Here is a 25132-nt window from a genome sequence, read left to right on the forward strand (position 1 = left end):
CGGGAGTTTGAACGGTGGCGAAGCTTCCCGTTGAAAAGATGCGTGAACTCGAGCGCCGTTTCGGCGAGATCGAGGCGCGCATGTCGGCGGGGCCGGATTCGGAGACCTACGTGCGTCTCGCCTCGGAATATTCCGAGCTCCAGCCGGTCGTGACGAAGATCCGCGAATACCAGAAGGTCAGCGATGAGATCGCCGATCTCGACGTGCTGCTTGCCGACAAGGCGACGGACCGGGAGATGCGCGACCTTGCGGAAATGGAACTGCCAGAGCTGAAGGAGCAGTTGGAAGGCCTCGAAAAGGAGATGCAGATCCTGCTTCTCCCGAAGGATGCCGCCGACGAAAAGAGCGCGATCCTCGAAATCCGCGCCGGTACCGGCGGTTCGGAAGCTGCGCTTTTCGCCGGCGATCTTTTTCGCATGTATGAGCGGTATGCCGCGGCCCATGGCTGGAAGGTGGAGATCCTGTCTTCCAGCGAAGGCGAGGCTGGCGGTTTCAAGGAAATCATCGCGACGATCACCGGGCGTGGCGTTTTCGCCAAGCTGAAGTTCGAATCGGGTGTGCACCGCGTCCAGCGCGTTCCGGAGACGGAGGCGAGCGGGCGCATCCACACCTCGGCGGCGACCGTCGCCGTGCTGCCGGAAGCAGAAGAGATCGATATCGAGATCCGGCCGGAGGATATCCGTATCGACACGATGCGCTCGTCGGGCGCCGGTGGCCAGCACGTCAACACGACCGACTCGGCCGTGCGTATCACCCACCTGCCGACCGGCCTCATCGTGACGAGTTCGGAAAAGTCACAGCACCAGAACCGCGCCAAGGCCATGCAGGTGCTACGCTCTCGGCTCTACGACATCGAGCGCCAGCGCGCGGAAAGCGAGCGCTCCGCCGATCGCAAGAGCCAGGTCGGTTCCGGGGACCGCTCCGAGCGTATCCGCACCTACAATTTCCCGCAGGGCCGCGTCACGGATCACCGCATCAACCTGACGCTCTACAAGCTCGACCGCATGATGGTCGGCGAGATCGACGAGGTGGTCGATGCGCTGGTCGCCGACTACCAGGCCGGCCTTCTGGCCCAGCTCGGCGAACAGGGCCGATGAGCGGTAAGACGCTTGCCGAGGTCCTGGCCACGGCGCGGCGCCGGTTAGCCGAAGCGGGGATCGTCGATGCTGCGGGCGACGCGCGAACGCTGCTTGTGGGCTTGCTGGGCCTGACGCCGACATCCTTCATAACGCGGGGTGATCAGCCTTTGGGGGAGGCCGAGCGGCAGACCATTGATGACGCGCTTGTCCGCCGCATCGCACGCGAGCCGGTCCACCGCATCCTTGGCCGCCGGGCCTTCTCGCGGCTCGACCTGGTGCTGTCGCCGGAGACGCTGGAGCCGCGGCCGGATACCGAAGTCCTCGTCGATGCGCTGGTGCCGCATGTGGAACGGATCGTGCGCGAGATGGGTGGTTGCCGGATTCTCGACCTTGGAACCGGAACAGGTGCGATCTGTCTTGCCCTTCTGGATCTCGTGCCAGTGGCGACCGGGATCGGCGCCGATCTTTCGGTCGGTGCCCTTGAAACGGCGCGGCGCAATGCCGATATCAATGGCATCGCCGACCGGTTTGAGACGGTCGAGAGCGACTGGTTTGCAGCCGTGACCGGGGTGTTCGACATCATCGTGTCAAATCCCCCCTATATCGTCAGTTCCGTGGTCGAAACGCTGGACGATGAGGTCCGGCTCCACGACCCGATGCTGGCACTGGATGGTGGAGACGACGGGCTCGATGCCTATCGCGCAATCGCTGCCGGCGCGGGCGCTCATCTAAAGGAAAACGGCCTGGTGGCCTACGAGATCGGCTACGACCAGAAAGACGCGGTCACGGCCATCATGCGCGAAAGCGGCTTCTCGCGGATCGACGCAATCCAGGATCTTGGCGGCAATGACCGTGTTCTTCTCTTTTCAAAGGCGGCCGCCCTGTAATTTTGCTGCACAAGCGCAGCAAATTCTGCGGCTGCAAAGAAAAGGCTTGGAATCGGGAAGGAAGCGGGCTAGGTTGCGGGCACGCACTGGGCAAGCGGTCATGACACAAAGGATTCGTTCCTGCATGACCCGATCGCGAGGATTGCTCTCTCGAAGAGTTGCTAGGGTTGAAGACTGCCTAGTGCGGGTACCTGTTAATTTGACGTCTTACGGCGACAGGACCACCGACCGGCGTGGTTTGCCCGCGGGTAAGGACGCTTGATCTGGCATGGCCTGATCAAGCGTGCAGACACATGATCATCAAGACACGATACGTTAGGTGAGTGACATATGAGGCCAGGACAGCAAAACAAGCGCGGCCGCGGGCGTAACAACAACAATAATAACAACAATAACAATAACAACAATAACCACCGCAAGGGTGGCAATCCCCTGACGAGGACCTACGACAGTTCGGGTCCGGACGTGAAGATCAGGGGCACCGCCCAGCATATCGCCGAGAAATATTCAGCGCTTGCCCGGGACGCCCAGAGCGCCGGCGACCGCGTCATGGCGGAAAATTATCTGCAGCATGCCGAACACTACAACCGCATCATCGCAGCCGCTCAGGCGCAGATGCAGGAGCGCTTCCCGCGGGATGAGCGTTCGGACAATGCCGAGCGGACCGACTTTAATGACCGCGATGGTTTCGACCGGGATTCCGACGAATTCGATTCGGCGCCCGTCGATGAGCCCGCACCCGTTGCCGTCGCTGCGCCGGCTCCGGTCGCCAAGGCTCCTGTTGCCAAGGCCCCTGCCGCCAAGGCCCCTGTCGCCGTCGAGCAGCCCGTTATCGATGGCACCGGCCCGCAGCCGGTGATCGAGGGTACGCCGGCTGAAGTTTCGCTCGAAGACGAAGCTGCAGCGCCTGCCACGGGCCGCGCGCCAGCCCGTCGCCGCAGCACGCCCCGCCCGCGCCGCCCGCGCCGCGGCGAGGCCGAGGCTGAGGCTGCCGGTGAGGGCGCACAGCCCGCCGGTGATGCCGCTCCGGCTCTCGAAGCCTCGGAATAACGGCGTTTCGATACGGTAGAGGAACCCGGCCCCGTGCCGGGTTCTTGCGTTTTGCAAGGCGCCTGCGAAAAATCTCGACCGGCGGCCGGACGCTCCCTTTAATTCGGAAAAACCTCCACCATATTCGCTTCAGGCGATTGACCGGTCGCAAGGCCGGGCGGGTCGCATGTATGAAAGGTTCGCCTTGATGGGAGCCTTATCCTGAATCATCGACCGGTGCCTTGATGGGCCGGCCGAGTCCTGGAGGTAATGATGAACATTGAAAAATACTCCGAACGCGTTCGCGGTTTCCTGCAATCCGCCCAGACAAAGGCGCTTGCCGACGGCAACCCGCAGTTCACGCCCGAACACGTCCTGAAAGTGCTGCTCGACGACGACCAGGGCATGGCAACATCGCTGATCGAGCGTGCCGGCGGCAATGCGCGCGAAGCGCGGATCGCCAACGACGCCGCCCTTGCCAAGCAGCCGAAGGTGTCCGGCGGCAACGGTCAGGTCTATCTCTCCCAGCCGCTTGCAAAGGTATTCTCCACCGCCGAAGAGGCCGCGAAGAAGGCCGGCGACAGTTTTGTCACCGTCGAGCGCCTGCTTCTGGCACTTGCGATCGAAAAATCCGCGGCGACGTCCGAGATTCTTGCCAAGGCCGGTGTCACGGCGACCAAGCTCAACCAGGTCATCAACGACATCCGCAAGGGGCGCACCGCCGATACGGCGAGTGCGGAGCAGGGTTTCGATTCGCTCAAAAAGTTCGCCCGTGACCTCACCGCCGATGCGCGCGAAGGCCGGCTCGACCCCGTCATTGGCCGCGACGATGAAATCCGCCGCACGATCCAGGTCCTGTCGCGCCGCACGAAGAACAATCCCGTCCTCATCGGTGAACCCGGCGTCGGCAAGACGGCGATCGCCGAGGGTCTTGCCTTGCGCATCGTCAACGGCGATGTGCCGGAGAGCCTCAAGGACAAGAAGCTGATGGCGCTCGATATGGGCGCGCTGATCGCCGGTGCGAAGTATCGCGGCGAGTTCGAGGAGCGTCTGAAGGCTGTCCTTGCTGAAGTGCAGGCGGAAGACGGCGAGATCATCCTGTTCATTGACGAGATGCACACGCTTGTCGGCGCCGGCAAGGCGGATGGGGCGATGGACGCCTCCAACCTGCTGAAGCCCGCGCTTGCCCGCGGTGAACTGCACTGCGTCGGTGCGACCACGCTCGATGAATACCGCAAGCATGTCGAAAAGGACGCGGCCCTTGCCCGTCGGTTCCAGCCCGTGATGGTGGACGAGCCGACTGTCGAGGACACGATCTCGATCCTGCGCGGCCTGAAGGAGAAGTACGAGCAGCACCACAAGGTCCGGATCTCCGATTCGGCTCTCGTTGCCGCCGCCACCCTTTCCAACCGCTACATCACGGATCGCTTCCTGCCGGACAAGGCGATCGACCTGATGGACGAAGCCGCTTCGCGCCTGCGCATGCAGGTCGATTCCAAGCCGGAAGAGCTCGACGAACTCGACCGCCGCATCATCCAGCTGAAGATCGAGCGCGAGGCCCTGAAGAAGGAAACCGACCGCTCGTCGCAGGACCGGCTCGAAAAGCTCGAGATCGACCTTGCCGCGCTGGAAGAGGAAGCCTCTGCGCTCACCGCGCGCTGGCAGGCGGAAAAGTCGAAACTCGGCCGCGCCGCCGACCTCAAGCGCCAGCTCGACGAGCTGCGCAACGAACTCGCCATCGCGCAGCGCAAGGGTGAGTTCCAGCGTGCGGGCGAGCTCGCCTACGGCATCATCCCGAAGCTCGAAAAGGAGCTGGAGGAGGCTGAAGGCCGCGATGCCGGTGATGTCGATCCGATGGTGCAGGAGGTCGTGACCCCCGACAACATCGCCCATGTGGTCTCCCGCTGGACGGGCATTCCCGTGGACAAGATGCTGGAGGGCGAGCGCGACAAGCTCCTGCGCATGGAGGACGAACTCGGCAAGTGGGTCGTCGGGCAGGGCGACGCCGTTCAGGCAGTCTCCCGTGCCGTGCGTCGCGCGCGTGCCGGCCTTCAGGATCCGAACCGGCCGATCGGCTCGTTCATCTTCCTCGGCCCGACCGGCGTCGGCAAGACGGAGTTGACCAAGGCGCTCGCCCGCTTCCTCTTCGACGATGAGACGGCGATCCAGCGCATGGACATGTCGGAATACATGGAGAAGCACTCGGTGGCCCGGCTGATCGGCGCGCCTCCCGGTTATGTCGGCTATGAGGAAGGCGGTGCGCTCACCGAATCCGTTCGCCGCCGGCCTTATCAGGTCGTGCTGTTCGACGAGATCGAGAAGGCGCATCCTGACGTCTTCAACGTGCTCCTGCAGGTCCTCGACGACGGCCGCCTGACCGATGGCCAGGGCCGCACCGTGGACTTCCGCAACACGATGATCATCATGACCTCCAATCTCGGCGCGGAATATCTTACCGCGCTCGGCGAGAACGAGGACAGTGACAGCGTGCGCGACCAGGTCATGGATGTGGTGAAGATGGCATTCCGGCCCGAGTTCCTGAACCGGGTGGACGAGATCATCCTGTTCCATCGCCTCAAGCGGTCGGAAATGGGCGCGATCGTCGATATCCAGCTGGCCCGGCTGCGCAAGCTCCTGGTCGATCGCAAGATCGTTCTCGACCTTGACGAGGAGGCTGTGCACTGGCTGGCCGAAAAGGGGTATGATCCGGTCTATGGTGCACGCCCCCTGAAGCGCGCGATCCAGAAGCATCTTCAGGATCCGTTGGCGGAAAAGATCCTCGCCGGCGACATCCCCGACGGTTCGACCGTCAAGGTGACCGCCGGTTCCGACCGGCTGCTCTTCTCCCCGCGGGGCGCCGCGGTGAGCAACGCCGCCTGATACGGCTACGATCCTTATAAAATCGAAGCGCGGGTTCTGCCCGCGCTTCTTGCGTTTCATGTCCCTCCTGCTGGCTGCTCCCTGTCTTCGAATGCAAAATCTTTCCCTTTCTGGGGAACATGCGCTAAGGGCATCAGCCATGACCATGCCGGTATCGACAGACCCGAAATTCGTCGTCCTTCTAGGAGGCGCACTCGCCGTGACGCCGCGTCTTCGCGCGGACGTGGCGGGCGCGCGCGTTATTGCGGCGGATGGCGGCATGCGGCACGCGCAAAGCCTCGGCGTTGTGCCCGAACTCTGGGTGGGCGATTTCGATTCGACCTCGCCGGAGCTTGTCGCCGCCTGGCCGCAGGTCGAGCGCCAGCCCTATCCCGCTGCCAAGAACGAAACCGACGGGGCGCTTGCCGTTGCGGTCGCGACCGAGCGCGGGGCGCATACTATCCTGCTTGCCGGCGCACTCGGCGGGGAGCGCAGCGACCATGCGCTGATGCATCTCCTGCACGCCGTCTTCCTGGAAGAGCAGGGCTCTATCATCAAGCTCACGTCGGGCGAGGAGGAGGCCTGGCCACTGCTGCCGGGCCGCCGCGCCATCGATCTTCCGAAAGGCAGCCTCTTCTCCATTCTCGGCCTTGCCCCGCTTTCGGGCCTCACCATCGACAATGCGCGCTATCCGCTGAAGGACTTTTCGCTGCCCTTCGGTTCGTCGCGCACCATTTCCAATGTGGCGGAAGGTCCGATCCGCCTTTCGCTTGCGACCGGCCGCGCCATTCTCATCGCCCGGCCCTACGACCTTTCAGGAGCCTGACCCTTGGCACCGCCTATTCTCAAACTCGACGACATTTTCCTCAGCTTCGGCGGCACGCCGCTGCTTGCCGGCGCCAGCCTGCAGGTGGAGCCGGGCGACCGCATCTCTCTCGTCGGCCGCAACGGTTCGGGCAAGTCGACGCTGATGAAGATCGCCGCCGGCCTTGCCGAAGCGCAGTCCGGCGAGGTCTTCCGCCATCCTTCCGCGACGATCCGCTACCTGCATCAGGCGCCGGATTTCGACGGCTACGACACGGTTGCGGCCTATGCGGAGGCGGGCCTCGGGCCGAGTGACGATCCCTACCGCGTCACCTACCTGCTCGAACATCTGGGGCTCAACGGCAGCGAGGATCCCAAGTCGCTGTCGGGCGGCGAGGCGCGCCGGGCGGCGCTGGCCCGGGTGATGGCGCCCGAACCGGATATTCTCCTCCTCGACGAGCCGACCAACCATCTCGACCTTCCGACCATCGAATGGCTGGAAGGCGAGTTGCAGTCGACCCGCTCGGCCCTCGTCGTCATCTCGCACGACCGTCGTTTCCTCGAAAAGGTGTCCAACGCCACCGTCTGGCTCGATCGTGGCCAGTCGCGGCGGCTCAACCGCGGCTTCGGTCATTTCGAGGCCTGGCGCGACGAGGTGCTGGAGGCCGAGGAGCTGGAGCAGCACAAGCTGGGCAAGGCGATCGAGCGCGAGGAGCACTGGCTGCGTTACGGCGTTACCGCCCGGCGCAAGCGCAACATGCGCCGCCTCGGTGCGCTTCACGATCTGCGCGCCCGCTATCGCGGCCACAAGGGGCCACAGGGGAGCGTACAGGCCAGCGCTTCCGATGCGCAGGAATCCGGCAAGCTGGTCATCGAGGCGGAAAAGATCACCAAGACCTATGGCGAGCGCACAATTGTCGCGCCGTTCTCTATCCGCGTCCACCGCGGCGACTGTATCGGTCTCGTCGGCCCGAACGGTGCGGGCAAGACGACGCTGCTCAAGATGCTCACCGGCGAGCTCGAGCCCGACAGCGGCACGGTGAAACTCGGCACGAACCTGGAAATCGCCACGCTCGACCAGCGTCGCGAGGACCTGAATCTCGATGACACGCTTGCCCATTATCTCACGGACGGGCGCGGCGAGACACTGCTCGTCAACGGCGAGCAGCGGCACGTCACCGGCTACATGAAGGAGTTTCTGTTCCAGCCCGAGCAGGCCCGCACACCCATCCGCAACCTTTCAGGCGGTGAGCGTGCGCGCCTGATGCTGGCACGCATCCTGTCGCGGCCGACGAACCTTCTCATCCTCGACGAGCCGACCAACGACCTCGACATCGAGACGCTCGACCTGTTGCAGGAAATCGTCGCCGGTTTTGCCGGCACCGTGCTGCTCGTCAGCCACGACCGCGACTTCCTCGACCGCACCGTAACCTCGACCATCGCGCCGGCCGACCCGGAAAACCCGGATGGCCGCTGGATCGAATATGCCGGCGGCTATTCCGACATGATGGCGCAGCGTCGCGGCGCAATCGAGGAGAAACGCAAGGCGGAAAAGGCCGAGAAGGCGAGGGCCGCCGAGGCGTCATCCGCCGCGGCCCCGGCGGAAAGCAAGGGTAAGGCAAAGCTCTCCTACAAGCAGAAATTCGCCCTCGAGAACCTGCCGAAGGAAATGGAGAAGGCGGAGAAGGAGATCGCCGCGCGCGAGGCGAAGATGGCCGACCCGGCCCTCTTCACCAAGGATCCCGCCACCTTCAACAAGCTGGCGGCGGAGATGGAGAAGCTGCGCCATTCGCTGACGGCGATGGAAGAGGAATGGCTGGAGCTGGAGATGCTGCGCGAGGAGCTGGAGGGCTAGGAAACCTTGAAATCATGGATGTCGGCGCCGTGTTCCATCCGAAACAGCGCTGCGTCCTGGTCCATGAGACAGTCTGATCACTGGATGAGAGGAGTTCATCCTGTAACCCGAAAGAGATCAGGAGAGTCCCATGCGCAAGTTCATCATCTCGGCCGTCGTCGCCGTCGTCGCAGCCGTTTCCTTCGCCGCCCCGTCCGAGGCCGGTTACTATGGCTACGGCCACAAGAGCTACGGCTGGAAGAGCTATGGCCACGGCCACCACGGCTACAGGAAGCACTATCGCGTCAAGCGCCACTATGGCCACTATGGCCATCGCTGGGGCGGCGACTGGGGCGGCAAGGTCTACTACAAGAAGCGCTACTACAGCTACTACTGAGCTGCCCGACTTCTCTCAAGCAGCAAGGCCTGGATGCCAGCCGCATCCGGGCCTTGCCCGTTTCCGGGCATGGATTGATTCGTGGCGCAAGGAGCGCTATTTAAACGCCTCGTGGTGATTTGGCCGGCCGGCTTGCAGCCACGTTAAACAAGTCGCTAAAGGGCCGCGCGAGGAAAAACCTTCCGTGGGCCGGTTGCGACACTGTTGCGGCCGGTTTTTGTTTTTCGATCGAGTGACACATGCCCATCAAGATTCCCGATACGCTCCCCGCCTTCGAAACCCTCGTTCACGAGGGCGTGCGGGTGATGACCGAGACGGTGGCGATCCGGCAGGATATCCGCCCCTTGCAGATCGGGCTTCTCAATCTCATGCCGAACAAGATCAAGACGGAAGTGCAGATGGCGCGCCTCGTCGGCGCCTCGCCGCTGCAGGTCGAGCTGTCGCTGGTACGCGTCGGCGGCCACCGGGCGAAGAATACGTCGGAAGAACACCTGCTTGCCTTCTACGACACGTGGGAAGAGGTGCGGCATCGCAAGTTCGACGGCTTCATCATCACCGGCGCGCCGATCGAGCTGCTGGATTATGAGGACGTCACCTATTGGGACGAGATGAAGCAGATCCTCGACTGGACGAAGACCAATGTCCACTCGACGCTCAATGTCTGCTGGGGCGCCATGGCGGCGATCTACCATTTCCACGGCGTGCCGAAGCACACGCTGGAGGAAAAGGCCTTCGGCGTCTACCGTCATCACAATCGCAAGCCTTCCTCGGTCTATCTCAACGGCTTCTCCGATAATTTCGAGGTACCGGTCTCGCGCTGGACGGAGATCCGCATCGAGGATATCCGGGCGGTGCCGGAGCTCGACATCCTGCTTGATTCCGACGAGACGGGTGTCTGCCTCGTGCGGGAGCAGGCTGGAAACCGTCTCTACATCTTCAACCATGTGGAATATGATTCCACCTCGCTCGCCGACGAATATTTCCGCGATGTCTCGGCCGGTGTGCCGATCAAGCTGCCGAAGAACTATTTCCCGCACAACGATCCGTCGTTGCCGCCGCAGAACCGCTGGCGCGGCCATGCACATCTGCTCTTCGGCAACTGGATCAATGAAATCTACCAGACCACGTCCTATGACCTGGAAAAGATCGGAACAGGAGCCTGACCCATGAGCGGTGTCGTCATTCGCCCATTGCACAAGGATGATGAAGGCGAATGGCGGCGCCTGTGGACCGCCTATCTCGCATTCTACGAGACGGTGCTGCCGGAAGAGATCTACGCCACCACCTTTGCCCGGCTGACGGACGAGGGGGCGGAGGGCGAATATCGCGGCCTCCTCGCCACGCTCGAGGGCAAGCCCGTCGGCCTTGCGCATTACCTGTTCCACCGGTCCTGCTGGACGGTCGGCAATGTCTGCTACCTGCAGGACCTCTTCGCCGATCCTGGCGTGCGCGGCTCCGGCATCGGCCGGGCGCTGATCGAGGGCGTCTATGCCAAGGCGAGGGAAGCCGGCTCGCCCGAGGTCTACTGGATGACGCAGGAGTTCAATGCGACGGCGCGCCAGCTCTATGATCGCATCGCCGACAAGACCCCCTTCATCATCTACCAGAAGTCCTTCTGAGCAGGGCGACAGAAAAGTCATACTTTTCGATTGCGAATGGAGGGGAATTGCAGCAGGTTGCCGCGCGAGACCGGGCGACCAGCGGAGGAGAGCGGGTGTGGGCAGAGGAAATGAAATCTTCGGGCGATTGGAGAACGGCGAACCGGTCGAGCGTATCCGCCTAGTCGGCGGCGGTCTGACGGCGCATGTCCTCACCTGGGGCGCCGTCATTCAGGATCTGCGGCTCGAAGGGCATCCCGCGCCACTGGTTCTCGGTTTCGAGAACCTTGCCGGCTATCTCGACCACTCGCCCTATTTCGGGGCGACGCCCGGCCGTTGCGCCAACCGTATCAAGGGTGGGCGCTTCTCGATCGACGGCGTGGATTTCCGGCTTGAATGCAACGAAGGCGGCGTCACCCATCTGCACGGCGGTAGCGATGGCATCGCCCGGCAGAACTGGCAGATTGCCGCACAAGGTCCGGACTTCGTCACCCTGTCGATGATCGATCCAGCCGGCCGCGCGGGCTATCCCGGCACCTGTGCCATTTCCTGCACTTACCGGCTTGCCGGTGACGGCGTGCTCTCCGTCGTCTACGAGGCGACGACGGATGCGCCGACCCCCGTCAACCTCTGCCAGCACAGCTATTTCAACCTCGACGGCGGGGCAGATGCGCTCGGCCATGAGATTCGTCTTGCGGCGGAGCACTACCTGCCCGTTGACGAAAGGTTGATACCGACCGGTGACGTCCGCGCGGTCGCCGGCACGCCCTTCGATCTGCGGCAATGGACGCCGCTGGACCGGCAGACGCAGGACGGCGGGATCGCCTTCGACCACAATTTCTGCCTCTCGTCTGAGCGGCAGGCGAAACGGCCGGTGATCGAGGTCCGCAGTCCGCAGTCCGGTGTTTCGCTGGCGGTGCTGACCACCGAGCCGGGTGTGCAGCTCTATAGCGGTGCCCATGTCGCCCCGGCCGCCCCGGGGCTGGAGGGCCGCCGCTACGGGGCTTTCGCCGGTTTCTGCCTCGAAACCCAGGTCTGGCCGGATGCCGTCAACCATGGCCATTTCCCGAATGCCGTTCTCCGGCCCGGTGAAACGTTGCGGCAGGAGACGGACTACATCTTCCGTAAGGGGTGAAATCCTAGATTGTGGTGCCGGAAGGCAATAAAATCGAAACCTTTGTGCCTGAAAAACCAATCTCAGGACCTGGCATGATGCGGGGTTGTGCGGGATTGAACGCGCCAGGACAGCGCCGGTCGCCCTCAGGGGACGTTGTCCATGAAAATCTCGGATCTCTCCATTTCCAGAAAAGTTGGTCTTCTCGTGCTGTTGATGGGCATCGCCGCCGGCACGATCGCTGCTGTCGGAGGCGGGGGTCTGCGGGCACTCGGCGCGGCGTTTCAGGACACCGGCGGACGGGAAGAAGTGGCGCGGGAAGCCATGGACCTGCGCATCGACGTCATCGCGATCAGCCGCATGACCTACCAACTGGCGCTTGCACCGGAAAACGCCGCAGACTTTGCCGCCGAGACGGAAAAGCGCGCCAAGGAAATGCTGGACCGCCTGCCGAAGATCGCCTCGACGGCCGATGCCGAGGAGGCGAAGCTGCTCGATGGCGTGCGCGCATCGCTGGCGCCCTATTTCGAAGATATCCGGGCCATGGTGGCCGTTGCCGGCTCGCCGCAGGGCCAGGACCGTGCCGTCATGCTAGCCGCGCTCGACAAGGCGCTGGAGGGGCAGAAGGCCGTTACCGTTGCGCTCAAGCTCTACACCACCCATTCGGCCGAAACGCTTTCGCAATCGCGTGCCGATGCCATCGCGCGCTCGACGACGACGCAGGTCGTGCTTCTGGCCACTGCCTTCATCTGTATCGTCGCGGGTATGCTGCTCAGCACGCTGCTCGCCCGCACCGGCATCGTCCGCCCGATCCAGCTTCTGACCGGCGTGATGTCCAATCTTGCGGCCGGCAAGCTTGACGACGCCATTCCCTGCACGGAGCGCAAGGACGAGATCGGCGCCATGGCGCGCACGCTCGATGTCTTCCGCGCCAACGAAGCGCATATGCGCGAGATGGAGGTGCAGGAAGCTGCCCTGCAGACACAGAGCAGGGACCTGCAGTCGAATATCAGCACGATCGTGGCCGCCGCCGCAGCGGGCGACTTCACCCGCCGCATCACCAAGGCCTATGAGGACGAGGACCTTCGCCGCTTCGCCGCCGGTGTCAACGAACTGGTCGAGAATGTCGACCGGGGCGTCAGCGAAGTGCGCCGCGTGATCGCCTCGCTCTCCCATGCCGACCTGACGCAGGAAATGGCCGGCCATTTCCAGGGCGATTTCGCGGAGCTCCAGGCGAATGTCAACGGCGCCATGCTGACGCTGCGCAGCACGATGACAGGCATCCTCTCCACTGCCGGCACCATTACCGGCAATTCACGCGAGCTTTCGGCCGCCGCTGACCAGCTCGCCCATCGCACGGAGCAGCAGGCGGCCTCGCTGGAGGAAACCGCTGCCGCGCTCGAAGAAATCACCACGACGGTGAAGACCTCGACGACCCGTGCGCTCGAAGCCTCCGAGATCGTGCGCGAGACCAAGCACAGCGCGGAAAAGTCCGGCGGCATCGTGCAGGACGCCATCGATGCCATGGGGCGCATCGAGCAGTCGTCGCAGAAGATCAACCAGATCATCTCCGTCATCGACGAGATTGCCTTCCAGACGAACCTCCTGGCGCTGAACGCCGGCGTCGAGGCTGCCCGCGCGGGCGAGGCAGGCCGCGGCTTTGCGGTCGTCGCCCAGGAAGTGCGCGAGCTCGCCCAGCGCTCGGCCAATGCTGCCAAGGAGATCAAGACGCTGATCAACGCTTCGGCGGGCGAGGTGAAGGGCGGCGTGGCGCTGGTGCTGTCGACCGGTGACGTGCTCTCGGAAATCAAGGACCTCGTCAATCGCGTCAACGACCATGTCGTCTCGATTACCCGGGCGGCACAAGAACAGTCTGCAGCGCTCGGCGAGATCAACACGGCCGTCAACCAGATGGACCAGATGACCCAGCAGAACGCTGCGATGGTGGAGGAGACGACGGCGGCGAGCCAGGTGCTTGCCAACGAAGCCGCCCAGCTCCAGGCTGCGCTCTCGCAATTCCACATCGGCGACGGCCGCGACAGCGCCACCTACCAGCGCCGAGCCGCGTAAGGTCTTTCCGTATCACACGCCCAAGGGCCAGCGACCAGGATCGGTCCTGGCCCTTTGTCCTTGTCGGGGCGCTGGACGGCTTCTTCAGGCCGCCCCAGAGGGCACTGTTCGCGCTGTTTGCGTTCGGCGTGATGCTCGTCCACATGTTTCCTGCGCACTGGCTCGGTGGGCCGGAAACAGGGAAAGAGCGGATATCGAAACCTCGGCTTGCAGGCCCGGTCAGCAAATCCGCGCCACGATCGCACCTTCGTCATGTCCTCAATCGCGTTTGAGGTCGCCCTTGACCGCGATTGGCATCATGATGATCGCCAACAACGCCAACGGATTCGTGCTGCCCCGTGCTCTTCGTTCCCCTGCCTTTCGTCGTCGCCCTCCTGCTCCTCTCCCGCTTCGTCGCGCTCCTGCGCCAGCAGGATGGCGGCAATCGGCCGTTTCTGGCCTTGATCGCCCTCTGCATCCTGCAGTCGGTCGCCGTTGGCCTGCGCTGGGGCTATGATGTGTCGGCGGCGCGATATGTCCTGCCCGTGCTGGCGGGTGGCCTGCCGCCGCTGGTGCTGGCGAGCTTTCAGAGCTTGATCCACCGCGACCGGGCGGAGATTCCCTGGCTCAATGCTGCGCCGCCGGTGCTCATCCTCGCCCTTCTGGTGTTTGCGCCCTATCTCATCGATGGCGCACTCGTCGTCATCTTCGTTGGCTACGCCATCATCCTGCTGCGGCTCGCCTATGCCGGGCCCGACGGGTTGGACGAGGCGCGGCTCGATGGCGCCGCCGGCGCCCACAAGGCGCTTCTGATTGCTGCGGGTTCGCTTTGCCTCTCTGCCTCTTTCGATATTGCCGTACTGCTCGATTTCGAATGGAGCCGGGGCGAGAACGTGCCGATGCTCGTCGGCAATGCCAATCTGCTCGTCCTCTTCCTTGTCGGTGTCACTGCGACGGTCGCAGCACGCGCCCATGCCCTGCCGTCTGCTCCCGAGGAAAGGGACGAGGGTAGCGGGACGAACGAGCGGGACCGAGACGTGATGGAGCGGATTGATCGGCTTCTCTCGGAGCAGAAACTGTTCCGTGACGAAAATCTGACGCTTGCGCGCCTTGCCCGACGGGCGAGCGTTCCGGCCCGGCAGATTTCCGGTGCGATCAACCGTCTGACCGGCAGGAATGTCTCGCAATACATCAATGATTTCCGCATCGCCGAGGCCTGCCGGCTGCTGCGCGACACCGATATGCCGGTGATTTCGGCCATGCTCGAATCAGGCTTCCAGACCAAATCGAACTTTAATCGAGAATTCCGTCGGGTCACCGCCCGCAGCCCCGCCACCTGGCGCGCCGAAAACCGGCCACCATCGCCGTGAGCCAGCTGATATTCTCATTGGGGAAAACACAAAAGCCCCGGCGAACCGAGGCTTTGGACCATTGGGAAGAATGGAGCGGGTGAAGCGATTCGAACGCTCGACCCCAACCTTGGCAAGGTTGTGCTCTACCCCTGAGCTACACCCGCTCATTGTCGACGGCCTGGGGTAGTTGGTGGCCGAAGGTCGCTGCGTTGCGGCGACGGCCGGTATATGGCCCAAGGGATTTTCAAATGCAACAGGGAAATGTCAGATTTTGCAGAAAAAAATGCTGAGGCTTTCAAAGTCCCGGATTTTCAGGCGGTTGCGCTTGTGCGGTCGAAGCCCTATCAGCGGATGGACATCAATTGAGCCGGGGCAGGCAGGAAAATGACCGAAGCGCAGCCGAAGACCGACAGGGATCTCTTCCAGTTTCTCGACGATCTGGGCATTGCCCACAGCACGAAGGAGCACGCGCCGGTCTTCACCGTCGCCGAATCGGTGGCGCTGCGTGATGAAATTCCCGGCGGTCATACGAAAAACCTCTTCGTGAAGGACAAGAAGGACAATTATTTCCTGATGACCGTCGAGGAGCACGCGACGGTGGACCTGAAGACCGTGCATTCGGTCATCGGCGCCGCGAGCCGCGTCTCCTTCGGCAAGCCGGAGAAGCTGATGGAGTATCTCGGGGTCATTCCCGGCGCCGTCACTGCCTTCGGGGTGATCAACGACACGGCCGGCAAGGTGAAGATCATCATCGATGCGGACCTGATGGCTTTCGACACGATCAACGGCCACCCGCTGCGCAACGATGCGACGACCTCGATCGGCTCGAAGGATCTCCTGCGCTTCATCGAGGCGACCGGCCACGAGCCGCTTGTCTTGAAAGTCACGGCCTGACATACGATCTGGGGCACAGACACGACATCGAGGCGCTTGGCGCCACAGGAGAGACCCATGAGTGCAGGCGACAACCCCTACGCATCGTCCTATGGCGGCCAGATGAACGTCTCGGCGAGCTTTGGCGGCGCGGCACCGGCGGATGATCTCATCAAGGACACGACGACGGCGAATTTTTCGCGCGACGTGCTGGAGGCCTCGCGCCAGCAGCCCGTTCTCGTCGATTTCTGGGCGCCCTGGTGCGGTCCGTGCAAGCAGCTTCAGCCGATCATCGAGAAGGTTGTGCGGGAAAGCGCTGGCCGCGTGAAGCTCGTCAAGCTCAACATCGACGACCATCCCTCCATTCCCGGCCAGCTCGGTATCCAGTCGATCCCGGCGGTCGTCGCCTTCGTTGGCGGGCGCCCGGTCGATGGCTTCATGGGTGCTGTGCCGGAAAGCCAGATCCGCGACTTTATCGACAAGGTCGCAGGTCCCGCCGGCGCCGACGAGAAGGCCGAGATCGAGGCGCTGCTCGCCGAGGCGAAGACCCTGTTCGATGCAGGCGATCTTGCCGGCGCGGCCGATCTCTACGGCGCGCTCCTGCAGGCCGATCCGGAGAATCCGGCTGCCCTTGCCGGCATCGCGGAATGCATGATCGCTGCCGGCCAGCCGGAAAATGCCCGGCAGATCCTCGGCAACCTGCCGGAGGCCGTCGCGGCCGATCCGGCGGTTGCGGCCGTGCTGAAGAAGCTCGACCAGATCGAGGAGGCGCGCAAGCTCGGCGATCCGGCCGCGCTCGAGCAGGCGTTGGCGCTTGATCCGGATGACCATGCGGCACGGCTGAAGCTCGCCAAGATCCGCAATGTCGAGGGTGACCGGCAGGCGGCGGCCGATCATCTGCTTCTCGTCATGAAGCGCGATCGCGCCTTCGACGATGATGGCGCGCGCCGCGAGCTTCTGCAGTTCTTCGACGTCTGGGGTCCGAAGGATCCGGCGACGATCGCTGCCCGGCGCAAGCTGTCGTCGATCCTGTTTTCCTGAGGCATTTTCCGGGAGAACGGCGTGGCATCCCTTGAGAAATGCCACGCCTACCCCACATTCGGGAAGAAGCGCGTTGACGGGCGGCGAAGACGGATCGTCACGTTGCGCGCAAGGGAAGGCACTGCCATGCATGTGGGAAATGCACGTTATCTGAAGCCGGAGGACCTGCCTGAGGCCATCCCCGTCTTTCCGTTGACGGGTGCTCTTCTTTTGCCCGGCGGGCAGTTGCCGCTCAACATCTTCGAGCCGCGCTACCTCTCCATGTTCGACGACGTGCTCGCCACGCACCGGTTGATCGGCATGGTGCAGCCCGTCTTCGGTGCTGATCGCACGGATGATGCCGCAACCGACACGCCGGACCTTTGCCAGGTCGGCTGCATCGGCCGCATCACGTCCTTTGCCGAGACGGGAGACGGGCGTTACATCGTCTCGCTCACCGGCGTCTGCCGCTATCGCCTGCTGGAGGAACTGCGCGGCGACAAGTCCTATCGCAGCTTCCATATCGCTCCCTTCATCGCCGACCTTTCGGGACGCGACGACGAGCAGAGCGTCGATCGCGAAGCCCTGCTCGCTGCCTTCAAGGCCTATCTCGACGCCAACAAGCTGGAGGCCGATTGGGAGAGCGTGGAACGGGCGAGCAATGCGACGCTGGTCAATTCCATGGCGATGATGTCGCCCTATGGACCTGCTGAAAAGCAGGCACTGCTGGAGGCACCGGATTTGAAGACGCGGGCGGAAACGCTGATCGCCATTACCGAAATCGTGCTGGCGCGCAGCTACGGCGACGTCGATACGATGCTGCAATAGGCCTGTGCGATGAACGTCAGCACCAGTCGTGTCGATCCCAAATTGCTCGAGCTTCTCGTTTGCCCGCTGACCAAGGGCCGGTTGACCTATGATGCGGCTGCGGGCGAACTCGTTTCCGAAAAGGCCAAGCTCGCCTATCCGATCCGCGACGGTATTCCGATCATGCTGATTTCCGAGGCGCGGGAAATCAAGGATTAGGCTGCCGACAGAGCCCGATCATATCTTCTTCGTCACGATCGGATTTGAAGGGCCAGAACGAGCGCAGCGTTGCTGCGCCCTGCCAGTCAGATCCGTTGCCCGACCAGCATGCGCGGGTGCCCGTTCCCGGTGGTGCCTTCCGCCTGGCGGATGAAGAAGGATTTCAGTCCCGGCAGCCGATCGACGACGCCGAGGCCGACATCGCGCAGCACGCGCAGCGGCGTCACATCGTTGGAGAAGAGGCGGTTCAGCACGTCCGTGGTCACGCCCATGCGCACCGTGTCGAAGCGACGCCAGCCTTCATAGCGTTCCAGCACGGAGATCGCGCCGATATCGAGGCCGAGGCGATCGGCCTCGACGACGGTTTCGGCAAGCGCCGCCACGTCCTTGAAGCCGAGATTGAGGCCCTGGCCGGAAATCGGGTGGATACCGTGCGCGGCATCGCCCGCAAGCGCGAAGCGCGGCGCGACGAAGGCGCGGGCGAGCGTCAGGCCGAGCGGGAAGGCACGGCGGCCGCCGACGACCTTCAGTGCGCCGAGCTTGTGGCCGAAGCGGCGCTCCAGTTCTTCTTCGAAGACGAGATCGTCGCTCTCGATAAGCCGGCGGGCATCCTCCGTGCGCTCGGTCCAGACGAGCGAGGACCGGTTGCCAGCCAGCGGCAGGGTGGCGAAGGGGCCGGCGGGCAGAAAATGCTCCTCCGCCGTGCCCTCGTGCGGGCGCTCGTGCTCGACTGTCGTAACGATGCCGGATTGGCCGTAGTCGAAGCGCACGGTCTTGATGCCTGCCATGTCGCGCAGCTTGGAGCGCACACCGTCGCAGGCGACGAGCAGGCGGGTCTGGCATTCGGTTCCGTCGGACAGGCGGACCGTTGTCGCATGTTGCTCGGTTGCAAAACCCTCCGCTGACGTTGCCCAACGCATGGGGATGCCGAGCACTTCGGCCTGGCGAAGCAGGCTGCGTGTCACCGCGCGGTTGGGCACCATATGGGCGAAGGGCTGGCCGTCGTCTCCGGAGCCGGCCCCCTCGAAGGTAAGGAAGACGGGACGCACGGGATCGGCCGTGCGCGAATCGGTGATCACCATGCGGCGGATCGGTTCCGCCTCCGGTGCGATCTCGCCCCATACACCAATGACGTCGAGCAGGTTGCGGGCGGCAGCGACGATCGCGAAGGCGCGCTCGTCCTTCTGCCAGGCGTGTTCCGGCGCACCGTCGACCACGGTGACGTCAAGATGCGGGGCGGCCTTCTTGATGGCGACGGCCAGCGACAGGCCGACATAACCACCGCCGGCGACAAGAACGTCGAGCATGGTCGCTTCGGGCATGGTGTACTCCTGGCCGCTTGAGGTCTTCCGTCCCTCTATATAGAGGAGGAGAAACCGTATTCCTACCTGCGGAGTCACGTCCAAATGTCGCGTCAGCCTGCGAAGAACCCCGCCATGGATGTCCTTTTGGAGACGCTGGATCTCGAGCGCCTGGAAAGCCGGCTGTTTCGCGGCAAGAGCCCGCAGGTCGGCTGGCAGCGGGTGTTCGGCGGGCAGGTGATCGGCCAGGCACTGGTTGCGGCGACCCGGACGGTGGAGGCGGGGCGCTTCGTGCATTCGCTGCATGCCTATTTCGTGCGGCCGGGCGATCCCGCCGTGCCGATCATCTACGACGTGGAAAACATCCGTGACGGCGGTTCCTTTGCCACGCGCCGCGTCATCGCCATCCAGCACGGCAAGCCGATCTACTTCATGACGGCATCCTTCCAGGACGACGAGGACGGGCTGGAGCACCAGGCGCCGATGCCCGACGTGCCGCAACCGGAAGACCTGCTCGGCGAGGCGGACCTGAAGCAGCGGTTCATGACCGAGGCGCCGGAGCATATCCGCGCCTACTGGCAGCGACCGCGGCCGATCGAGTTGCGACCGGTTTTGCTGGACCACTACTTTTCGCGGGAGAAACTGGAGCCACGGCAGAACATCTGGGTGCGCACCACCGGCCCGGTACCGGCCGAACGCCATCTGCAGGCTGCCGTGCTCGCCTATCTCTCGGATATGACGCTGCTCGACACCTCGCTCTTTGCGCATGGCACCTCGGTGCTCGACCGCTCGCTGCAGGTCGCCAGCCTCGACCACGCCATGTGGTTCCATCGCCCGCCGAATGTCGACGACTGGCTGCTCTACAGCCAGGACAGCCCCTCCGCCTCAGGTGGGCGCGGGATGACCCGTGGCGCGATTTTCACCCGTAGCGGGACCCTCATTGCCTCCGTGGCCCAGGAAGGGCTGATTCGGAAAAAGGCAACTGACTAATTTTTATCCATCGTTCTATTTACGCCTATTTTTTGATCATGTGTGATGGTGATTTTTTGCACTGCACCATGCCTTCTATTTTTTTCGGTTTCATTTCAAAAGCTTAGCTGGCCCGTTCGAATCTGGCACGCCCCTTGAATGTGTAGTTCCCAGTCGTGGCTGACGTGACGTCGCCAACGATGAGGAGAGATGGCCCCGGCTGGGGACAAGCACGAAGGATGGGAAACCAGATGAAAATTGTGATGGCCATTATCAAGCCGTTCAAACTCGATGAGGTGCGCGAAGCCCTCACCGCGGTCGGCATCCAGGGCCTGACCGTGACCGAGGTGAAGGGCTACGGGCGCCAGAAGGGACATACGGAAATCTATCGCGGCACCGAATATGCCGTCAGCTTCCTGCCGAAGCTGAAGATCGAGATCGCCGTGCCTGGCGATGTCGTCGACAAGGCCGTCGAAGCGATCGCTTCCGCCGCCAAGACCGGCCAGATCGGCGACGGCAAAATCTTTGTCTACGCGATCGACCATGCCGTGCGCATCCGCACCGGCGAAACCGATTCCGAAGCGCTCTAAGCAAACGGCCTATCAGGGAGCCTTTTCAACATGTCTTCATTTACGCTTTCGCAGACCTTCTCCCGCGTGGCTGCCGCCACGACGGCCGTGCTTCTGCCGGTCGCCGCCTTCGCGCAGGAAGCCGCACCCGCCGCCACCGAGGCCGCCGCTGCCGCGCCCGTGCCGGACAAGGCCGACACTGTCTTCATGTTCCTCGCCACGCTTCTCGTGTTCTTCATGCTGATTCCGGGCCTTGCGCTGTTCTACGGCGGCCTGGTGCGCACCAAGAACATGCTCTCGGTCCTCATGCAGTGCACCGTGATCGGTGCCATGATGATGATCGTCTGGGTGACTTACGGCTATTCCTTCGCCTTCGGCGGATCCACCAGCCCCTATTTCGGCGGCTTTGCGAAGATGTTCCTGTCGGGTGTGACGGTCGACAGCACGGCGGCCACCTTCTCTGATGGTGTCGTCATCCCGGAATACATCTTCATGCTGTTCCAGATGACCTTTGCGGCGCTGACGCCGGCGCTCATCATCGGTGCCTTCGCCGAGCGCATCAAGTTCTCCGCGGTGCTCCTCTTCACCGTTCTCTGGGCCACCTTCGTCTATTTCCCGATCGCTCACATGGTCTGGGACGGCAACGGCCTGATCTTCAACATGGGCGCGCTTGATTTCGCCGGCGGCACCGTCGTGCACATCAATGCCGGCGTCGCAGGCCTCATTGGCGCAATCATGGTCGGCAAGCGTACCGGCTTCGGCAAGGACATGATGGCTCCTCACTCCATGACGCTCACCCTCGTCGGTGCCGCCATGCTGTGGTTCGGCTGGTTCGGCTTCAACGCCGGCTCCAACCTCGAGGCCTCGGGCGGCGCGGTTCTCGCTACCGTCAACACCTTCGTTGCCACCGCTGCCGCGATCCTCGCCTGGTCGGTCGTCGAAACCTTCACCCGCGGCAAGGCTTCGCTGCTCGGTGCCGCCTCGGGCATGATCGCCGGCCTCGTCGCCGTCACCCCGGCCGCCGGCTCCGTCGGCCCGTTCGGCGCAATCGTGCTTGGTCTCATCGTCTCGCCGATCTGCTACTTCTTCGTCGCGGTCGTGAAGAACAAGTTCGGCTATGACGACACGGCCGATGTCTTCGGCGTCCATGGCGTCGGCGGCTTCATCGGCGCGCTCGGCACGGGCATCTTCACCGCCCCGTCGCTCGGCGGTACGGGTGGTGCGGATTTCTCCATCGCGTCGCAGTTCATGACCCAGCTTACTGCCGTCGTCATCACCATCGTCTGGTGCGCCGTCGTCTCGGCAATCCTCTACAAGGTGGTCGACATGATCGTCGGGCTGCGCGTCTCGGTCGAAGCCGAGCGCGAAGGGCTCGACCTCTCCTCCCACGGCGAAGCGGCGTACCACTCCTGAGATGCCTGCGGCGGCTCCCAGCGGCCGCCGCCAAACATCCCGTCGCGGCCATAGGATAATCTATGCCGCCCTTGGCCCGGACCCTGTGTCCGGGCTTTTTTCGTTTACCGGGGAGAAACCATGCTGCGGGATCGCATGGTTAACATGCCATTAAGGCTTCCTTCGTAGGGTTCACAGTCAGGCACAGTCCGCGAATCACGCGGGCACCGTGCGATTTCCTTGCGTGGACCATAGGCTGTAACCATGAGCAGAAGCATTTCGGCAGGACTGGACAACCGTCACGACCGCTTCGTTCTGTCGGCATTCGTCTGGCGACAGGTGCAGATCCTTCTCGGGATCATCGTCTTCCTCGGCCTCGCCTTCGCCATTGCCGCGCTGTCCACCTGGAACGTCTCCGACCCCAGCCTCTCTTATGCCTCCAGCGGCGAGCCGGCCAACATCCTCGGCTATTCGGGCGCCGTCTTTGCCGATATCTTCATGCAGTTCTTCGGGCTCGCCAGCGTCATCGCGCTCCTGCCGGTCGTCGCCTGGGGTCTGGCGCTGATCAGCGGCCGGCGCTTCAACCGGGTGCCGCAGCGCGCCGGCGCCTGGCTCGGGGGGGCGATTCTCGCCTCTGCGGCGCTCGCCTGCGTGCCCGGACCCGTCACCTGGCCGCTGCCGACCGGTCTTGGCGGCGTCTTCGGCGACATGATCCTGCGTTTTCCCGCGCTCTTCACCGGTGCCTATCCGACGGGGCTTTTCGCCTCCATCCTCGGCGGTATCATCGCCGTTCCCGCCGCCTGGCTCATGGTCTTTGCAGCCGGCCTGATCGGCTCCGTGGCGATCGACGACGAGGAGGATTTTGCTCCCGTTCCGACGCCGAGCCGGGCGCGCACCGTCGCCGAAGACGACGATGATGACGAGCGGGAAGGCCCGCTGACCGTCCTTGCCGGCGCCATGACTCATGCGTGGTACACCGGCCAGGCGCGGTTCCGCCGCATCTTCGGCCTTGCCAACCAGCGCCGCAAGGCGCGGGGTATCGAGCAGCCCTACGATTTCAACGAGGACGAGTTCGGCACGCTGAACGAGCCGTCCCGCGCCCGCACGCCGTCCCGTTCGGCCGACCGCGTCGAGCCCTCCCTCGATGGACGGCGTGTCGTCGCGGCCCCGCCGATGGCTGGCGATGACGACGACCTGCCCTTCGACATGGATGAGCCGATGGCCCGTCCAAACGGCATCCTGCCGGACGACGACATGGACGATATCGCCGCCGACTGGGCACCGCGCCGCGCGCCGGCCCGCCAACCCATGCCGGCGACGACCGCTCGGGTCGTTCCGGCTGCTTCCCGGCCGAAGCCCGGCCAACGCATCGAGCGCGAGGCGCAGACTTCCTTCGTCGGTCCCGATGGCTTTGCCCTGCCGCCGATCCACCTGCTCGCCGAGCCGAAGGGCCAGGTGCGCGACATGACCCTTTCGGCCGATGCGCTGGAGCAGAACGCCCGCATGCTGGAAGGCGTGCTGGAAGATTTCGGCGTCAAGGGCGAGATCATCCATGTCAGGCCCGGCCCGGTCGTTACGCTCTACGAACTGGAGCCGGCCCCCGGCATCAAGTCATCGCGTGTCATCGGTCTTGCCGATGACATCGCCCGCTCGATGAGCGCGATCGCCGCCCGCGTCGCCGTCGTGCCGGGCCGCAACGCCATCGGCATCGAACTGCCGAACCAGAGCCGCGAGACGGTCTACCTGCGCGAACTCATCGCCAGCCGCGATTTCGAGACCTCGAAGGCCAAGCTCGCCATGGCGCTCGGCAAGACGATCGGCGGCGAGCCGGTGATTTCCGACATCGCCAAGATGCCGCACCTGCTCGTTGCCGGTACAACCGGCTCGGGCAAGTCCGTCGCCATCAACACCATGATCCTCTCGCTGCTGTACCGCCTGAAGCCGGAGCAGTGCCGCCTGATCATGATCGATCCGAAGATGCTGGAACTCTCCGTCTATGACGGTATCCCGCATCTGCTCTCCCCCGTCGTCACCGATCCGAAGAAGGCCGTCGTCGCCCTCAAGTGGACGGTCCGCGAGATGGAGGAGCGCTACAAGAAGATGTCGAAGATCGGCGTGCGCAACATCGACGGCTTCAACAGTCGCGTCGAGCAGGCGCTGGCGAAGGGCGAGCAGATCAGCCGTACCGTGCAGACCGGCTTCGACCGCCAGACCGGCGAGGCGATGTACGAGACGGAGGAGTTCGATCTCCAGCCCATGCCCTATATCGTCGTCATCATCGACGAGATGGCCGACCTGATGATGGTTGCCGGCAAGGACATCGAAGGTGCCGTTCAGCGGCTTGCGCAGATGGCGCGCGCGGCCGGCATCCACGTCATCATGGCGACGCAGCGCCCCTCGGTCGACGTCATCACCGGCACGATCAAGGCCAACTTCCCGACGCGCATCTCCTTCCAGGTGACGTCGAAGATCGACAGCCGCACCATCCTGGGCGAACAGGGTGCCGAACAACTGCTCGGCATGGGCGACATGCTCTACATGGCCGGCGGCGGGCGCATCCAGCGCGTGCACGGTCCCTTCGTCTCCGATGGCGAGGTGGAGGCGGTGGTCGCGCATCTGAAGACGCAGGGCGCGCCGCAGTATCTCGATGCGATCACCGAGGACGACGATGACGACGGCGAGGGCGGGAGCGGCCCGGCCGGCACCGCCAATCTCGACGATTCGGACGATCCCTATGACCAGGCGGTGGCTGTCGTGCTGCGCGACGGCAAGGCATCGACCTCCTATATCCAGCGCCGTCTCGGCATCGGCTACAACCGTGCCGCATCGCTGATCGAGCGCATGGAGAAGGAAGGGCTGATCGGCCCGGCGAACCATGCCGGCAAGCGCGAGATTCTCGTGCCGACCGAGGATGAAATTTCGGGACGCTGACCGGGAACGGGCGCGCCTTCTGCGGCGTTTTCACCGGCAAGTCTCGCGT

21 protein-coding genes, 1 tRNA gene and 1 riboswitch are annotated in these 25132 nt (G+C 63.7%); of the genes, 20 read left to right on the forward strand and 2 right to left on the reverse strand.

From position 1 onward, the window contains the following. Window positions 1-14: 14 nt before the first annotated feature. The 12 genes from prfA (at window position 15) to P9A16_RS22265 (ending at window position 15020) form a co-directional block, all read left to right on the forward strand. Window positions 15-1097, forward strand: a complete 1083-nt coding sequence (gene prfA / locus P9A16_RS22210) for a peptide chain release factor 1 (RefSeq protein WP_023513161.1) — start codon at window positions 15-17, stop codon at window positions 1095-1097. After that, entirely contained in the window at window positions 1094-1966 is an 873-nt protein-coding gene (gene prmC, locus P9A16_RS22215; RefSeq protein WP_023513162.1) for a peptide chain release factor N(5)-glutamine methyltransferase, read from the forward strand. Before prfA ends, prmC begins: the two co-directional genes overlap by 4 nt. 330 nt (window positions 1967-2296) lie before the next feature. Then, window positions 2297-3016, forward strand: coding sequence for a DUF4167 domain-containing protein (locus P9A16_RS22220; protein WP_023514145.1), 720 nt, complete (start codon window positions 2297-2299; stop codon window positions 3014-3016). Between the two features lie 252 nt (window positions 3017-3268). Beyond that, the gene (clpB, locus tag P9A16_RS22225; protein ID WP_130517079.1) at window positions 3269-5875 is read left to right on the forward strand and encodes an ATP-dependent chaperone ClpB; all 2607 of its coding nucleotides are present in this window, start codon (window positions 3269-3271) and stop codon (window positions 5873-5875) included. A gap of 145 nt (window positions 5876-6020) precedes the next feature. Further along, on the forward strand, window positions 6021-6680 hold the full coding sequence (locus P9A16_RS22230) for a thiamine diphosphokinase (protein WP_037408550.1): 660 nt from the start codon (window positions 6021-6023) through the stop codon (window positions 6678-6680). A 3-nt stretch (window positions 6681-6683) separates the two neighbouring features. Continuing rightward, on the forward strand, window positions 6684-8513 hold the full coding sequence (locus P9A16_RS22235) for an ABC-F family ATP-binding cassette domain-containing protein (RefSeq protein ID WP_023514142.1): 1830 nt from the start codon (window positions 6684-6686) through the stop codon (window positions 8511-8513). Window positions 8514-8643: 130 nt separating this feature from the next. Beyond that, window positions 8644-8889 (forward strand): hypothetical protein, encoded by a 246-nt coding sequence (locus tag P9A16_RS22240; protein ID WP_023514141.1) that lies wholly within the window; start codon window positions 8644-8646, stop codon window positions 8887-8889. Between the two features lie 101 nt (window positions 8890-8990). Further along, window positions 8991-9068, forward strand: a riboswitch (SAM riboswitch). A gap of 60 nt (window positions 9069-9128) precedes the next feature. After that, window positions 9129-10052, forward strand: a complete 924-nt coding sequence (gene metA / locus P9A16_RS22245) for a homoserine O-acetyltransferase MetA (protein WP_024271116.1) — start codon at window positions 9129-9131, stop codon at window positions 10050-10052. A 3-nt stretch (window positions 10053-10055) separates the two neighbouring features. After that, window positions 10056-10508 carry a GNAT family N-acetyltransferase gene (locus tag P9A16_RS22250; RefSeq protein ID WP_023515111.1) on the forward strand — a complete coding sequence of 151 codons (453 nt, stop codon included), beginning with the start codon at window positions 10056-10058 and terminating at the stop codon, window positions 10506-10508. Window positions 10509-10605: 97 nt separating this feature from the next. Beyond that, window positions 10606-11622 (forward strand): aldose epimerase family protein, encoded by a 1017-nt coding sequence (locus tag P9A16_RS22255; protein WP_023515112.1) that lies wholly within the window; start codon window positions 10606-10608, stop codon window positions 11620-11622. 141 nt (window positions 11623-11763) lie between these two features. After that, window positions 11764-13671: a methyl-accepting chemotaxis protein gene (locus P9A16_RS22260; RefSeq protein WP_278025938.1), complete on the forward strand. Its 1908-nt coding sequence runs from the start codon at window positions 11764-11766 to the stop codon at window positions 13669-13671. Window positions 13672-14009: 338 nt separating this feature from the next. Next, entirely contained in the window at window positions 14010-15020 is a 1011-nt protein-coding gene (locus P9A16_RS22265) for a helix-turn-helix domain-containing protein (protein WP_023515114.1), read from the forward strand. Window positions 15021-15091: 71 nt separating this feature from the next. Here P9A16_RS22265 and P9A16_RS22270 read toward each other — a convergent pair. Then, window positions 15092-15166: transfer RNA gene (locus P9A16_RS22270), tRNA-Gly, on the reverse strand. 220 nt (window positions 15167-15386) lie between these two features. Here P9A16_RS22270 and P9A16_RS22275 point away from each other — a divergent pair. The 4 genes from P9A16_RS22275 (at window position 15387) to P9A16_RS22290 (ending at window position 17921) form a co-directional block, all read left to right on the forward strand. Further along, complete coding sequence (locus P9A16_RS22275; protein ID WP_024271118.1) at window positions 15387-15896, forward strand: prolyl-tRNA synthetase associated domain-containing protein; 510 nt, start codon at window positions 15387-15389, stop codon at window positions 15894-15896. Between the two features lie 57 nt (window positions 15897-15953). After that, window positions 15954-16916, forward strand: a complete 963-nt coding sequence (trxA, locus tag P9A16_RS22280; RefSeq protein ID WP_023514659.1) for a thioredoxin — start codon at window positions 15954-15956, stop codon at window positions 16914-16916. A 126-nt stretch (window positions 16917-17042) separates the two neighbouring features. Next, window positions 17043-17723: an LON peptidase substrate-binding domain-containing protein gene (locus tag P9A16_RS22285; RefSeq protein ID WP_024271119.1), complete on the forward strand. Its 681-nt coding sequence runs from the start codon at window positions 17043-17045 to the stop codon at window positions 17721-17723. Between the two features lie 9 nt (window positions 17724-17732). Then, window positions 17733-17921 carry a Trm112 family protein gene (locus P9A16_RS22290; protein WP_023515566.1) on the forward strand — a complete coding sequence of 63 codons (189 nt, stop codon included), beginning with the start codon at window positions 17733-17735 and terminating at the stop codon, window positions 17919-17921. An 86-nt stretch (window positions 17922-18007) separates the two neighbouring features. On the opposite strand, the gene P9A16_RS22295 is transcribed toward P9A16_RS22290, so the two are convergent. Beyond that, entirely contained in the window at window positions 18008-19228 is a 1221-nt protein-coding gene (locus P9A16_RS22295) for a ubiquinone biosynthesis hydroxylase (protein WP_037408551.1), read from the reverse strand. Between the two features lie 99 nt (window positions 19229-19327). Here P9A16_RS22295 and tesB point away from each other — a divergent pair, with 99 nt between their 5' ends. The 4 genes from tesB (at window position 19328) to P9A16_RS22315 (ending at window position 25083) form a co-directional block, all read left to right on the forward strand. After that, complete coding sequence (gene tesB / locus P9A16_RS22300; protein ID WP_278025939.1) at window positions 19328-20212, forward strand: acyl-CoA thioesterase II; 885 nt, start codon at window positions 19328-19330, stop codon at window positions 20210-20212. A gap of 218 nt (window positions 20213-20430) precedes the next feature. After that, the gene (locus tag P9A16_RS22305; protein WP_037408526.1) at window positions 20431-20781 is read left to right on the forward strand and encodes a P-II family nitrogen regulator; all 351 of its coding nucleotides are present in this window, start codon (window positions 20431-20433) and stop codon (window positions 20779-20781) included. 30 nt (window positions 20782-20811) lie between these two features. Beyond that, window positions 20812-22173, forward strand: a complete 1362-nt coding sequence (locus P9A16_RS22310) for an ammonium transporter (RefSeq protein ID WP_023516743.1) — start codon at window positions 20812-20814, stop codon at window positions 22171-22173. Window positions 22174-22416: 243 nt separating this feature from the next. Continuing rightward, window positions 22417-25083, forward strand: a complete 2667-nt coding sequence (locus P9A16_RS22315) for a DNA translocase FtsK (protein WP_023516742.1) — start codon at window positions 22417-22419, stop codon at window positions 25081-25083. Window positions 25084-25132 lie beyond the last annotated feature (49 nt).

The organism is Shinella sp. 838 (assembly GCF_029623935.1).
Taxonomy (GTDB): Bacteria; Pseudomonadota; Alphaproteobacteria; order Rhizobiales; family Rhizobiaceae; genus Shinella.